12 protein-coding genes are annotated in these 13,671 nt (G+C 36.6%); all 12 read left to right on the top strand.

The window, feature by feature from the left end; translation table 11 throughout:
* Window positions 1-58 precede the first annotated feature (58 nt).
* Genes LW137_RS00845 through LW137_RS00790 form a run of 12 tightly spaced genes read left to right on the top strand, consistent with a single transcriptional unit; the run spans window position 59 to window position 13,667 of the window.
* Window positions 59-1,186, top strand: coding sequence for a glycosyltransferase family 2 protein (locus LW137_RS00845; protein ID WP_233032537.1), 1,128 nt, complete (start codon window positions 59-61; stop codon window positions 1,184-1,186).
* 53 nt (window positions 1,187-1,239) lie between these two features.
* On the top strand, window positions 1,240-2,586 hold the full coding sequence (locus tag LW137_RS00840) for a S41 family peptidase (RefSeq protein WP_428845610.1): 1,347 nt from the start codon (window positions 1,240-1,242) through the stop codon (window positions 2,584-2,586).
* 14 nt (window positions 2,587-2,600) lie between these two features.
* Window positions 2,601-3,692 (top strand): SH3 domain-containing protein, encoded by a 1,092-nt coding sequence (locus LW137_RS00835; RefSeq protein ID WP_233032536.1) that lies wholly within the window; start codon window positions 2,601-2,603, stop codon window positions 3,690-3,692.
* Window positions 3,679-4,380 (top strand): lysophospholipid acyltransferase family protein, encoded by a 702-nt coding sequence (locus tag LW137_RS00830; RefSeq protein ID WP_233032535.1) that lies wholly within the window; start codon window positions 3,679-3,681, stop codon window positions 4,378-4,380. The genes LW137_RS00835 and LW137_RS00830 overlap by 14 nt, the downstream gene beginning before the upstream one ends.
* Complete coding sequence (gene abc-f, locus LW137_RS00825) at window positions 4,380-6,320, top strand: ribosomal protection-like ABC-F family protein (protein ID WP_233032534.1); 1,941 nt, start codon at window positions 4,380-4,382, stop codon at window positions 6,318-6,320. Before LW137_RS00830 ends, abc-f begins: the two co-directional genes overlap by 1 nt.
* A gap of 47 nt (window positions 6,321-6,367) precedes the next feature.
* Complete coding sequence (locus tag LW137_RS00820) at window positions 6,368-7,447, top strand: prohibitin family protein (RefSeq protein WP_233032533.1); 1,080 nt, start codon at window positions 6,368-6,370, stop codon at window positions 7,445-7,447.
* Between the two features lie 3 nt (window positions 7,448-7,450).
* Window positions 7,451-7,999 carry a DUF2393 family protein gene (locus LW137_RS00815; RefSeq protein WP_233032532.1) on the top strand — a complete coding sequence of 183 codons (549 nt, stop codon included), beginning with the start codon at window positions 7,451-7,453 and terminating at the stop codon, window positions 7,997-7,999.
* Window positions 8,000-8,692 carry a YaaA family protein gene (locus LW137_RS00810; RefSeq protein ID WP_233032531.1) on the top strand — a complete coding sequence of 231 codons (693 nt, stop codon included), beginning with the start codon at window positions 8,000-8,002 and terminating at the stop codon, window positions 8,690-8,692.
* 53 nt (window positions 8,693-8,745) lie between these two features.
* A complete protein-coding gene (locus tag LW137_RS00805; protein ID WP_233032530.1) occupies window positions 8,746-10,464 on the top strand; it encodes a pyruvate carboxylase subunit B in 1,719 nt (572 codons plus the stop codon).
* Window positions 10,461-11,495, top strand: coding sequence for a D-alanine--D-alanine ligase (locus tag LW137_RS00800; RefSeq protein WP_233032529.1), 1,035 nt, complete (start codon window positions 10,461-10,463; stop codon window positions 11,493-11,495). Before LW137_RS00805 ends, LW137_RS00800 begins: the two co-directional genes overlap by 4 nt.
* A gap of 2 nt (window positions 11,496-11,497) precedes the next feature.
* Complete coding sequence (locus LW137_RS00795; protein ID WP_233032528.1) at window positions 11,498-12,220, top strand: alpha/beta fold hydrolase; 723 nt, start codon at window positions 11,498-11,500, stop codon at window positions 12,218-12,220.
* Window positions 12,213-13,667: a Mur ligase family protein gene (locus tag LW137_RS00790; protein ID WP_233032527.1), complete on the top strand. Its 1,455-nt coding sequence runs from the start codon at window positions 12,213-12,215 to the stop codon at window positions 13,665-13,667. Before LW137_RS00795 ends, LW137_RS00790 begins: the two co-directional genes overlap by 8 nt.
* Window positions 13,668-13,671 lie beyond the last annotated feature (4 nt).

Genomic DNA, 13,671 nt, shown 5'->3' with positions numbered 1-13,671 from the left:
ATAAGGGGAATCTGCAATAAAATTTCAATAGATATTTTTAATAATGTAAGGAAAATTTTTGAAAGAAATTAATTTTGGAATCATTATCCCTATTTATAATGTAAAAGAATACCTTCAAGAATGCCTAGATTCTGTGATTTGTCAAACCTATAAGCATATGCAAATTGTTTTGGTTGATGATGGAAGTTTTGATGGAAGCTCTGAAATTGCTTATCAATATTTTCAGAAAGACTCAAGAGTGACCTTAATACAAAAGCCAAATGGAGGATTGAGTCAAGCAAGAAATGTCGGTATGGACTATTTAATGTCCTCAATACCCAAAGATTGCAAAGTCTATGCTCATTCTGATCCGTTTGTCCCTGACTATATTCATTTTTTGGATAGCGATGATTATCTTGAGCCTCATTGCATTGAAAAATGTGTTGATTTTTTGAGTGCCCATCAGGGGATTGATTGCCTTTGGCATGATTATTATCTGTTTTTTCAAGAAAAGGCAGAGTATAGCTATTTGAGTTATTTTCCTTTTAAAAAAGAAGCTCCAAGCATTCTTTTGGTTGAAGAAATGTTTCAGAGTATGACAACACAGCATCTAAATTTCGCTTGGCATGGAGTGATTAGGTCAGGACTTTTGAAAAATTTGCGTTTTGTTGAGGGGATTGAGTATGAGGATGTGGCATTTGCTTTTATGCTTTTTTCACGCTCTGTAAAAATTGGCATTTTGCATGAACAGTTATTGTGCTATAGAATCAGAAAAGGATCTATTACAAATCCTCATAAGGTTTCTTATCCTTCATATATGAAAGATTTAGAGGGGAAGTTCCTTTCTTTTTGGGATGCCAAGTTTTATAATCTTTTCTATTCTGATTGCATTAATATTTTAAGAGCACATCAAGATTTGCAAGAGCAAAAGCTTGAAGAGGGGCTTGAATTGGAGCTCAAAAGACGGTTAAGATGGAGAGTTTTTCATTTTTTGATTCCCTATTTTTATAAAATTAAAAAGAACAATGACCCAAGGCATTGTCTTGAGCTTTATCATCAAATTAGGCAGTATGGTTATGTGCCAATACTTCCTCCTATTTTTTACATAATCAAGTCTTTTCTTATAGTTAGAAGCCGAAGAATAGGGGTTTTTGTAAAATGCCTGATTTATAAACTTTTCTCCCTTAGGAGATTGGGCATAAAGTGATAAAATCTCCCTGCAATAACACTGAATAAGATATTTAGAGGAAGGATAGCGTTGTGAAAAATCGAAAAATTGCATCTTTGATTAAAGTTTTTGTTGTGATATCTCTTATTTTTGGCATGGCTTTAGCAGTGACTAATACACAACAAGACAAACAAGAGAAAAAAGAAAATGCTCAAAATCGTCTTGAGCCCTACAAAAAACTCCGCAAGGTGATCAATTTAGTTGAAAATAATTATGTTGATGAAGTAGAAATCAATGAAATTGTGGATAAGGCCATTGAGGGGCTTTTGGCAAATCTTGATGCTCATTCAGCATATTTAAGTGAAAAAAAATTTAAAGATCTTAAAGCGCAAACCGATGGAGAATTTGGAGGAATTGGGATCACGCTTGGCATGAAAGATGGAGCTTTGACCGTGATTGCTCCTCTTGATGATTCTCCAGCAGATAAGGCAGGAATGAAAGCTGGAGATGTGATTTTAAAAATCAATGACAAAAGTACGCTCAATATGGGGATTGATGATGCAGTTAATCTTATGAGGGGGAAAAAGGGCACTCCATTGCAACTTACGATTTATCGCAAAGGAGAGGCAAAGCCTTTGGTTTTTGATTTGAAGAGAGATATGATTAAGGTTGATTCTGTTTTTGGTCGCAAAATCGATGGGACAGATTACTATTATATCCGCGTAAGCTCATTTGATAAAAATGTCTCTAGTGCGGTTAAAAGTTTGCTTGAAAAGGCTGGAAAAGTCAAAGGAATTATTTTGGATTTACGTAACAATCCTGGAGGGTTACTCAATCAAGCTGTTGAGCTTTCTGAACTATTTATCAAAAAAGGTGTAGTAGTATCTCAAAAGGGGCGCTCCAAAGAGGATAATATCGCCTTTAGTGTCAATGGTAAGGCTCCTTTTTCTTCGATTCCCATGGTTGTTTTGATCAATGGAGGAAGTGCTAGTGCCAGTGAAATTGTGGCAGGAGCGATGCAAGATCACAAAAGAGCTGTGCTTGTTGGAGAACAGAGCTTTGGCAAGGGAAGTGTGCAGGTGGTGATTCCCTTAGGGAAAACAGATGGACTAAAGCTTACAACAGCCAAATATTATCTCCCAAGCGGAAGAACAATTCAAGCTGTGGGAATCAAGCCAGATATTGAAGCTTTTTATGGAGATGTGCCTCAGGGAAACAAGAATGGATTTGAGATCAAAGAAGCTGATCTTCGTAAGCATTTGGAGGGAGAACTTGAGAAGATAGATGACCCCAAAGACAAAAAAACCAAAGAAGTGAAAAAAAATAAAACCAAGGAAAAAACAATCACCCAAGAAATGGTTATGAAGGACAATCAACTCAAAGTTGGAATTGATGTTTTGAAGGCGTGGGGCGTTGTGCAGAAAGAACAAAAACAATAACAAAGTTAGAATTGATGAAAAGAATATGTTGTTTATTGATATGGGTGCTTTCATTGTTGGGGGCACAAAATTCAAAGATTGCTTATTTGCGTTTATTGACCCCCTTAGATTCTGAGCGAGAGTTTTATGTCGGTCAGAAGATTGAACTCAAATATAGTCTTTTGCTTTTTTCTGGCGCTTCCTTAATGGATGTTGAGTTTATTGCAGATGAAAATAAAAAGCTTGCAGAAGGAGTGGAGCTACTCAATCCCCATTCAAGTTGGATAAAAAAAGAGGATGAAAGTTATGAGAATACTTTTGTCTATAAAATCAAATCCGCAAATTTTGCTCTTCCAACACTAAAAGTTGTTGCAATTTCTCAAGATGGAAGCTATACAGATAGCGATGAAGTGCTAGGGAAAAAATATGAGGCAATTGTTTTGGACGGGGAAGAGTATTGTGGGGTTTTGAGCGATGAGCTACGAGTTTTGAGTGCAAAGTCTAAAAAATATGATGAGTGGAATAATATTGTTATCTTTGAGTTGAGATCTAAGGGAGGAAATTTGGAAGATTTTAAGCTCAAAGCAATTGATAAGCAAGGATTTAATGAAGAGCTTACTCAAAAAAATGGAGAGAGTAGTGGGTTGTATTATGCGGTCATCTCCTCTCATCTTAAAGAAATCAAATTTACTTTTTTTAATCTCCAAACTTTGCGTTATGAAGAGAAGATTGTTCCAATTGTCTTGCAAGATGATCGCGTAAGCACACAAAGTGATTTGGAACCTAAGAATAATTTCTTAATCTTAAGTAATGTCGTGTTGGTTGCGTTGGTCGTTCTTCTTTGGGTATTAGCATTTTATCTAAGAAGGCAAAAACGGCTTTCTAGATTTTTGTTTGTTTTGGGAATTGTGCTTTTTGGGATATGGCTTTATGAAATTTTCAATACAAAAGAAGTTGTATTAAAACCCAATGCGCAAATTACCATTTTGCCGACCAAAAATTCTACTCCGATGCAAAATATAACATTTCCAGTGCGTGTAGAAGTCATTGGTCGACATGGAGAGTTTTATAAGATCAAGTTTGAAGATTCTAAGATTGGATGGGTGAGAGAAAATGAGTGTCAGTAAAATTAAAGGTCTTATTGCAACATTGAGTATTGCAATTGGTTTGGCCATTATTATGTTTTTTATGAAATTTTCAGAAAAGAAGAATAATTCTCGTTTTGCACGCACATGGTGCAGGATCTTTTTTCCTTTTAATCGATTTGAGCTTGAAATTTTTGGAGCCTTTGATGAAGAAGCAGATTTATTGATGCTCAATCACCAATCTGCTGTTGATATTATTTTTTTAGAGGGATTGCATCCAAGAAATTTGTGCTGGATTGCAAAAAAGCAACTTGGAGAGATTCCATTTTATGGTTATGCACTTAAGGGGCCCAAGATGATTTTGATCGATAGGGAAGATCGGGCAAGCTTGATTTATATTTTCAAAGAAGCAAAAACAGCCTTAAGTCAAGGTAGGCCTCTTGTGATTTTTCCAGAAGGGACACGATGTAAGGATGAAAGCCAATTTTTGCCCTTTAAGAATGGAGCAAAGATGATTGCTGAAAAGCTTAAACTTAGAGTTCAGCCCATTGTTCTTGTCAATTCAAGTCGCATTTATAATAGTTCTCCTATGGAAAGTAGAGGGAGCAAAGCGCGTATTGTGGCGCTCAAATCCTTTATCCCTTCAGAGGTTGGAGAAGATTGGTATGAAAGACTGGAAGTGCAGATGCAAGAGGTTTATCACAAGCATTTCAACGAGCTCAATCACTAATGGCGTTGCTTTCTCTTCAAGAGGCTTCTAAGGCCTTTGATTTAAAGGTTATTTTATCTTGTGTTTCATTGTCGATTCGTGAAGGTGAGCGCATCGCGATTGTGGGTAAAAACGGAGGAGGAAAATCCACTCTTTTGAAAATTATTTTGGGGGATTGCGATTTAGATGAAGGTGAGAGAATCTTCCAAAATGATTTGAAAATTTCTTATTTGCCACAAATTCCTTCTTTTGATCCAAATCTTAGCGTGAAGGAAGCAATAGAAAATAGTTTAAGCGATCTTAAGTCTTCTCATCAGCGTCTAAATGAGGTTAATCATTTGTTACAAGATTCTCCAAAAGATCAAAGCTTGTTGAGAGAATATGAGACATTAAGCTTATTGATGGATCGATTAAATGCTTGGGATTTAGAATCTAAAGTTGAAGAAGTGATTGATGCTTTTTCTTTGCATGCTTTTAAAGATCGCAGGATTGGCTCATTAAGCGGAGGAGAACAAAAGCGTGTTGCACTTTCTCAGATCCTTTTTCAGCAATGTGATATTTTGCTTCTTGATGAGCCAACAAATCATCTTGATGTGGAGATGGTTGAATTTTTAGAGCAAAAATTGCTTTCACTCAAAACTACTCTTGTTTTGATAAGCCATGATCGCTACTTTATTGAGAATCTAGCAACGCGTGTGCTTGAGATTGAGAATGGAAAACTGACAAGTTTTGAGGGTGGATATATGAGCTATTTGTCGCAAAAAGAAGAGATGTTGCGCGCATTGAGTAAGGAGCATGAAGTCCTTCTAAAGCTTCTTAAAAATGAAGAGGAGTGGCTAAGAAGAGGGGTCAAAGCGAGGTTGAAACGCAATGAAGGGCGCAAAAAGAGACTTTTTGAGATGCGAGAAAAAGCCAAGGCCAATCCATCTGTCATACATAAAATGAAGCTAGAACTCCAAAGAGAGCAAAAATCTTTCAATCAAACAGAGGGGAAAAATAATAAAAAGATGCTTTTTGAGGCTCATCAAATTTCTCAAAAGATAGGAGATAAGGTCCTTTTTGAAAATCTGAGTTTTAGAATTTTACAAAGAGATAAGATTGCTATTGTTGGCAGAAATGGAGGCGGGAAAAGCAGTCTTTTAAAAGTGTTGTTGGGTATAGAACCTCTTCAGAGTGGTGAGCTTAAAAGAGGTGAAGTGAGAATAGGGTATTTTGATCAACATCGCACAAGTTTAGATGAGGATAAGAATATCTTGGAAACCTTTTGTCCATTTGGGGGAGATCGGGTAGATGTGAGGGGAAAGAATATGCATGTTTTTGGTTATCTGAAGAATTTTCTTTTCCCTAAAGAGTTTTTGAATCAAAAAATTGCAAACCTAAGCGGAGGAGAAAAAAATCGCCTTGCTCTTGCCCTTCTTTTTACTAAAGAATATGATTGTTTGATTTTAGATGAACCTACAAATGATTTGGATATCGCAACGATCAATATCTTAGAAGAAAATTTGGCTTTGTTTGATGGATGTGTTTTGCTAGTCAGCCATGATCGTTATTTTGTAGATAAGATCACAGATCGTTTGTTTGTTTTTGAGGGGAATGGCAGGGTTGTAGAGCGATATGGAAGCTATAGTGAATATTTAGAAGACAAAAAAGAGCTAATGCACTATGATAAATATCAAAAAGAGCTTGAAGAACAAGAGCGCAAGCAAGTAAAGCAACAAGAGGAGAAAAAGCCTACAAAGCTAAGCTATAAGGATCAAAGAGCCTTGGAAATTTTACCTAGTGAGATTGAAAAACTTGAGGAGAAAATTAAGGCTTTGGAAAATGAACTTAGTGATCCAGAAATGTATGAAAAGCGAGGAATTTCTACGATTGCCAAAGAGCTGGAAGAACTCAAAGAGATCTATGAAAAAAAGATGCAGGAATATTTTGAAGTGCTTGAAAAAAGCGAGGCATTAAAGTGAGATTAGATAGAATTACCCATCTTATTACAACTAAGTGAGGAGTTAGAATGCCCATTGATCTCAATGAACATTTAAAGAAAAAAAATATGAATCGAGAAGAACCTTCTCAAGAGCCACGCAGAAAAGAAACTCCCTCAAAAACACCCAATTTTGATTTTGGTGGAAAGAAACTGGGCTTTTTGATTGTAGGAGCTGTGATTGTGTTGCTTTTGATTGTGGCGCGACCATTTGTAGTGATTAATTCTGGTGAAGTAGGGATTAAGGTCACAGCAGGAAAGTATGATAACACTCCGCTTCAGCCTGGGTTTCATTTCTTCGTGCCGATTTTGCAAAATGTGATTGTGGTGGATACGCGCGTAAGGATTATTAACTTTTCTCGGACGGAGGATATGGGGGTAATGGGGAAAAACCAAGGAATCTTCCGTAATGATGCAATTTCTGTGATGGATGCAAGGGGACTTTCTGTAAGCATTGAGCTCACAGTGCAGTATTCTCTAAACCCAGAAAAAGTTCCCCAAACGATTGCGACCTATGGACTTTCATGGGAACAAAAAATCATCAATCCTGTAGTGCGTGATGTTGTGCGAAGTGTTGTGGGAAGATATCCAGCAGAAGAACTTCCTATCAAGAGAAATGAGATTGCTCAGCTTATTAGCACCAATATTGCTGATGAGATTTCAAAACTTGCCAATTCTCCTGTAAGACTTGATTCGATTCAATTAAGAGAGATTGTTCTACCCAACAATATCAAAGAACAAATTGAAAAAGTCCAAATTGCTCGTCAAGAATCAGAGCGTGTAAAATATGAGGTTGAGAAGGCTAAGCAAGAGGCCGAAAAAGTTGCAGCTCTTGCTCGTGGTGAGGCAGAGGCCAATCGTGTCAAAGCTCAAGGGGTGGCTGATGCAATTTTGATTGAAGCAAATGCCCAAAGTAAGGCTAATAAGACAATAGCAGATAGCCTAACGCCAAGACTCTTAGAATTGCGTCAAATTGAGATGCAAGGGAAATTCAATGAAGCGCTTAAGGTCAATAGAGATGCTCAAATTTTCTTAACTCCTGGTGGGGCTGTTCCTAATATTTGGCTAGATTCTAAAAACAAGCAACACTCTTCAAGTATTTCAAGGTAGGCAATGGGGAGTTTAAATCATTGGGTGCATAGCGCAAAAGAGGTGATTGTAGATACCTTCTCTCTTTTGAGCTATTTTGACCTTTTGGTTTTTGGGGGTTGTTTTCTTGTTTTTGTCTTATTTTATTTTTTGAGTTGTATTTTTAGTCGAGTGCGTTTTTTTATCCCGCAAATTTTAAGTATTCTGGCTTATATGGTTTTGCTGGCAACGCCTGTGATTGTTTTTTGGATCAATCAAAATATTTTTTATAAAAATAGGGTGGAGTACATAATGGCAAAACGCCTAGAATATAGCCCCACCTTTTATGTCGATGCCAAAATTTATAATCAGGGAAAGCTAAAAATAGGGCATTGTTATTTTGTGCTAGATGTTTTGCGCTCTTCCAATACTCTCAAAAATCAAATGCTTAATATGCTTTTGCCTTATAAAAGATATAAATATAAAATTTCTCAAGGGATTCAGGTAGGGGAATCTGTTACATTTCAAAAGACGATCAATCAATTTCCGTATCAAACATATCAAATGAAAATCAATTGCTATGGTGGGAAATAGATGAAGATTTTATTCTCCCCAAGTGAAGGAAAGGTTTATACCTCTTCTCAATCTCCTCTTGCAAATAGGGTGAAGATAATCCATCAAGCATATTTAGATTTTGTGCAAAATGCTGAAGTTGGGGAGCTTCAAAAAATCTGGGGTCTAAAAAAGCTAGAAGAGATTCAAAAAGTCAGACAACAATCAATGCATTATGGTGTTTTACCTGCTATTGAGTGTTATAGTGGAGTGGCTTATGAAGCATTGGGGTTTTCATCACTAGATTGTGAGGCAAGAAAAGTTATTTTGGATTCTGTTGTGATCTTTAGCAATCTTTTTGGGCCAATCAGTGCAAAAGAGAATCTTCCATTTTATAAACTCAAGCAGGGTGAGGGGTTTGCTCATTTCAAAACAAAAACGCTTTATCAGGAGTTGGAAAAAGAATTGGATGAGATGCTTCAGGGTGAATGCATTATTGATTTGAGGGCAGAGTTTTATCAGAAGCTTTATGTTCCAAAGTCGCATTACTTTACTTTTGAATTTTTGAAAAACGGAAAAAGAGTCAGTCATTATGCAAAATATTATCGAGGGGTGGCTTTGAGAGAGATTGCTAAAAATGGTGGGATTTATAAGATAGAAGAGCATCTAGAGGGGTTACATTTTTTGGGAAGTGAAGATAAGATGAATTGCACAAAGCTTGTTTTTGCGATTTGAAAACCAAGCTTTGATAAAATTGAAACCTTGTAAAGTTGGCAAAGGGATCAATCATGAAAAAAATTAGAATTACTGAAAATTCACTCAGAGATGGGATTCAATCTCTTCTTGCAACACGAGTTAAAACTCAAGATATGCTTGAAGTGGCAAAAATTTTTGAAGAAATTGGATTTCATAGTGTGGAAGTTTGGGGTGGAGCGACTTATGATGCTTGTTTGAGATATTTGGGAGAGGATCCTTTTGAGCGTCTCTTTGCATTTAAGGAAATCTTTAAAACAACGCCAATTCAGATGCTTTTAAGAGGACAGAATCTTGTAGGATATCGTCATTATGCCGATGATGTTGTGAGGGAGTTTGTGCGTTTGAGCAGTGAGGGGGGAGTAGATATTTTTAGGATTTTTGATGCGCTTAATGATGCAAAAAATCTAAAAACAAGTATTGAAGCTGTTCTTAAATGTGGAAAGCATGCTCAAGGTGCGATTTGTTATACTACCTCTCCAGTGCATCATCGTTCATTTTTTGTGAGTTATGCCAAAGAACTTTTGGCTATGGGGTGTCAAAGTTTGGCGATTAAGGATATGGCAGGATTGCTTAAGCCATTTGAGGGATATGAGTTAATCAAAGCGATCAAAGAAGAAACTGGAGCAGAGATTGCATTGCATGTGCATAGCACGACAGGTTTTGCCTTTGGTACGCATCTTAAGGCGCTTGAGGCGGGTGTGGATATACTTGACTTGAGCAATAGTGCATTAAGTGGAGGAACTTCTCATCCAAGCACTCAAGCAATGGTAGCTACATTGCAAGGAAGTCAATGGGACTGCGGGCTAGAATTAGAACCTATGGAGAGGGCTTCTAGAATCTTAAAAGAGGTAAGAAATCACTACGCACAATTTGAATCAAGTTTCAATCAAATTGACACAGAGATTTTGAGCACCCAAATCCCAGGTGGAATGATTTCTAATCTTGCCAATCAACTCAGAGAGCAAAACGCATTGGATAAAATGGCGCAAGTTGCACAAGAGATTATTGAGGTAAGAAAAGATTTTGGATATATTCCTCTTGTAACGCCTACAAGTCAGATTGTCGGAACTCAAGCGGTTTTGAATGTCTTGCAAAATGAACGCTATAAAACTCTCACAACAGAATCCAAAAATCTTATTGCAGGTGTTTATGGCCACACTCCAGCTCCTATTGTCCAAGAGTTGGTTGAACGAGTAGGGCAAATCAAAACAGAGCTTGCTCCAGAGATGCCCAAAGCCAAGGAAGAATCAAAAGACTTTGCTCAAAGAGAAAGTGATGTTATCTCTTATGCACTTTTTGGAGAGATTGCAAGGAAATTCTTTGAAACAAAAGATACTCAAATCAAAACAGAAGAATTAGCTCAAAAATTGGGACATTTATTTGAGTTGCATAGTGGTGGAGAGAGATATAAGATTGAAATTTTAGAGATTGAGCATAATAGTGTGCGCTTGAAGGTTGATGGAGAGGAAAAAGATGTTGCTATTACTATTTTAGATGAAGGCTTGAAAGAAGAAGAGATTTTGAATGAAAATGCGATTTATGCGCCAATGGGTGGAATTTGCACGAAGATTTTTGTTCAGGTGGATCAAGAGATTAAGACAGGAGAGGTTTTAGGAATTATTGAGGCGATGAAAATGGAAAATGAGATTCTCTCTCCAAGGGATGGAAAAATAGAGAAAATATGCGTATCACAAGGCGAAAATGTCGGTTCAAAAAAGATTTTATTTTTATTTAAAGAGGAAGGAAAATGAAAATTAGTTTGATATTTGGAGGGAAGAGCTATGAGCATGAAATCAGCATTGTTAGTGCGATTTCTCTTGCCAAGGTTTTAGATGTAGAGCATTTTATTTTTTTGGATTATGCTCATCAGTTTTTTTTGATTCCAAAAGATAAGATGAAATCTAGCACCTTTAGTTCTGGTGTATATAAACAATGCAAAAAGCTAACCCCAACAAATGGAGATTTTTTGCTTTCTAGTTTGTGGGGTGAAAAGAAACTTGGAGTGCAAAGGGTTTTGAGTGTCGTGCATGGAGGAGATGGAGAGGATGGATTACTCTCTTCTTTGCTTGAGTTTTTTAAGATTCCATTTATTGCTCCACGCAAAGAAGCTTGTGTTTTGAGTTATGATAAAGAATTGACCAAAATCTATGCCCAAGCAAGAGGGGTGAAGGTCTTGCCTTATGAGGTTTTTTCTCTTCAAAATCCGCCAAGCGATTTAAGTCATTATCCTGCTATTCTTAAGCCTTCGCGTTTGGGTAGCTCAATTGGTGTAAATGTTGTGAAATCTCAAAGTGATCTTACATATAGCTTAGATTGTGCCTTTGAGTATGATTCAAAGGTGCTTGTTGAGCCTTTTAAAGAAGGGGTGAAAGAATATAATCTTGCAGGATATAAAAATCACGAGGGAGAGATGGTATTTTCAATCGTTGAAGAGCCACAAAAAAAAGATTTTCTCAATTTTGAAGATAAATATTTGGATTTTTCACGCACAGAGCGTGTTTTGAAAGCAGAAATTTCAAAAGAACTTGAAAATGCATTGCAAGAAAATTTTGTGAAGCTTTATGAGAATTGTTTTGAAGGGGCACTGATTCGTTGCGATTTCTTTGTCATTGATGGTGAGGTTTATTTGAATGAGATTAATCCTATCCCAGGATCAATGGCTAATTATTTGTTTGAGGATTTTGCATATGCCCTATCCAATATCTCTTTGCCCGCCATAAGGGATGTGAGTGGGAGCTATGCCTATATTCACAAGATTCAAAGGGCAAAAGGAAAGGCATAAGATTGGCAAAAAAATTTTTAACTATTGATGGGCAACATTTTGAAATTGCTTATGAAATTTTAAATCCAAATCAGCCTCAAAGCATTGTTTTCTTGCATGGATGGGGAAGCAATAAAGAAATTATGAAGCAAGCTTTTGGGCGTTATTTTGCTGATTTTACTCATCTTTATATCGATCTTCCTGGATTTGGACAAAGTCAAAATACTTATATCTTAGATACTCAAAAGTATGCAGATATGATGCGGATTTTTTTAGATTCCCTAGGTATTCAAGATGCAATGATTGTAGGACATAGCTTTGGGGGGAAGATTGCAACATTGCTTGCCCCTAAGGAACTTGTGCTTTTAAGTTCTGCAGGTATTATTTGCCCCAAAAGCCTTAAAGTCAAAATCAAAATTTTTATTGCAAAAACACTAAGGCGTCTTGGTCTATCTTCTAGAGCTTTACGCTCTAGCGATGCTGATGGCCTAAATGAAGCAATGTATCAAACTTTTAAAAATGTGGTAGATGAGGACTTTACATCTGTGTTTTCTACCTCTTCTTCTAGGACTTATATTTTTTGGGGCAATCAGGATCGTGCTACACCCTTAAAAAGTGGGCAGATCATGCATCGCTTGATTTCAAATAGCGCTTTTAAGAGTTTTGATGGAGATCATTATTTCTTCTTGCATTATGGAGGGGAAATCCAACAGCAAATTTTAGAATGGAGAGATAGGCTTGAATAATATTTGGATGCAGATTTTGGACTTTGTTTTTTTGTTTGTATTGGCTTATTATCTTATGAACAATCTTCAATGGTATCACTATAGCCTTAAGCGTGTTTTATTTAAGCATCATAAAGTGCATTGGCATTTCTTTTATTTTGTTTTCCCTATTGTTGCCTATGCCTTAAGTCAGTATTTTGATCAAGCTCAAGTGTTTTATCTTGTATTCTGTTTGATCTATTTGCCTCTTTTTATTTATTGGATTTTAAAACTTGATAAACCTCTTAAATGGACAGGAAGGGTATGGAGATTTTTTGGAATCTTTGCTTTGTTTGCGTGTGTTGATTGTGTTTTGAAGATAGTTTATGGGGATTTAAAATTTTCTTTTGTTTTGATTTTTGTTTTTGCAATTCTTTTTTCTAATCTTTTTGAGTTTTTTCTTCTGAAGTGCTATAAGAAAATGGCTCAAGAAAAACTTGCCTCTATGACGCAACTTAAGATTATTTTGATTACGGCAAGTTATGGAAAAACAAGCATTAAAAATTATCTTTTTCAGATTCTTAAAGCTCGATTTTCTGTTTATGCAACTCCAAGGAGTGTTAATACGCTCAAAGGAATCATTGCAGACATCAATACCAATCTAAACCCCCAAAGTGATTTTTATATCGTTGAGGCTGGAGCAAGACAGAGGGGAGATATTGCCGAAATTGCAGAATTTCTCAATCCTCAATATGTTGTAATTGGAAAGATTGGCCCACAACACTTGGAATACTTTAAAACTCTAGATAATATCGTTCAGACAAAGTTTGAGGCTTTGCGATCAAACCGCTTGCGCTATGCAATCATTGAATCTAGCAATCCACTCCCTCAAGAGCTTCCCAAGGGTGCCTTTCAAGCAGAGGCTAAGCTTTTGAATATCCAAGCAACACTGGGTGGAACTACATTTGAAATGTTATTAAAGGGAGAGCGTCATTATTTTGAGACACAAGTTTTGGGGAGTTTTAATGCATATAATATTGCCCTTTGTGTTGAAATGGCAAGCCAAATAGGAATGAATTTTCTTGAGATTACAAATCGTGTCAAACGACTGCAGGGGGTTGAGCATCGATTGAATAAAAGCGAAGTGGGAGGAAAAATCATTTTAGATGATAGTTTCAATGGAAATCTTGAGGGCATGAAAGAAGCGATTCGGATTGCTTCTGGTCATCAGGGGCGCAAGGTGATTGTTACACCTGGTGTAATTGAGAGCACGGATGAGGCAAATTGTGAGCTTGCAAGAGAGATTGATCAAGTTTTTGATCTTGTGATTATCACGGGAGAGCTGAATGCCAAAACTTTGTCTCAAGAAATTCAACGAGCAAAAAAGATACTTTTAAAAGATAAAAGCGCGATGGAGAATACACTCAAAGCTTCCCTAAAAGAGGGGGATTTGGTGCTTTTTGCTAATGATGCTCCAAGCTATATCTAAGGAG

Source organism: Helicobacter kayseriensis, assembly GCF_021300655.1.
In the GTDB taxonomy this organism is placed as follows: Bacteria; Campylobacterota; Campylobacteria; order Campylobacterales; family Helicobacteraceae; genus Helicobacter_G; species Helicobacter_G kayseriensis.
Note: the sequence above shows the minus strand (reverse complement) of the source record. Positions and strands in the feature narration are given on the sequence as shown.

Excerpts from the sequence above, each read along its gene's own strand:
- LW137_RS00835 (WP_233032536.1), top strand. The coding sequence starts at position 2,601 with ATGAAAAGAATATGTTGTTTATTGATATGGGTGCTTTCATTGTTGGGG.
- LW137_RS00820 (WP_233032533.1), top strand. The coding sequence starts at position 6,368 with ATGCCCATTGATCTCAATGAACATTTAAAGAAAAAAAATATGAATCGA.
- LW137_RS00800 (WP_233032529.1), top strand. The coding sequence starts at position 10,461 with ATGAAAATTAGTTTGATATTTGGAGGGAAGAGCTATGAGCATGAAATC.
- LW137_RS00815 (WP_233032532.1), top strand. The coding sequence starts at position 7,451 with ATGGGGAGTTTAAATCATTGGGTGCATAGCGCAAAAGAGGTGATTGTA.
- LW137_RS00805 (WP_233032530.1), top strand. The coding sequence starts at position 8,746 with ATGAAAAAAATTAGAATTACTGAAAATTCACTCAGAGATGGGATTCAA.
- abc-f (WP_233032534.1), top strand. The coding sequence starts at position 4,380 with ATGGCGTTGCTTTCTCTTCAAGAGGCTTCTAAGGCCTTTGATTTAAAG.
- LW137_RS00810 (WP_233032531.1), top strand. The coding sequence starts at position 8,000 with ATGAAGATTTTATTCTCCCCAAGTGAAGGAAAGGTTTATACCTCTTCT.
- LW137_RS00830 (WP_233032535.1), top strand. The coding sequence starts at position 3,679 with ATGAGTGTCAGTAAAATTAAAGGTCTTATTGCAACATTGAGTATTGCA.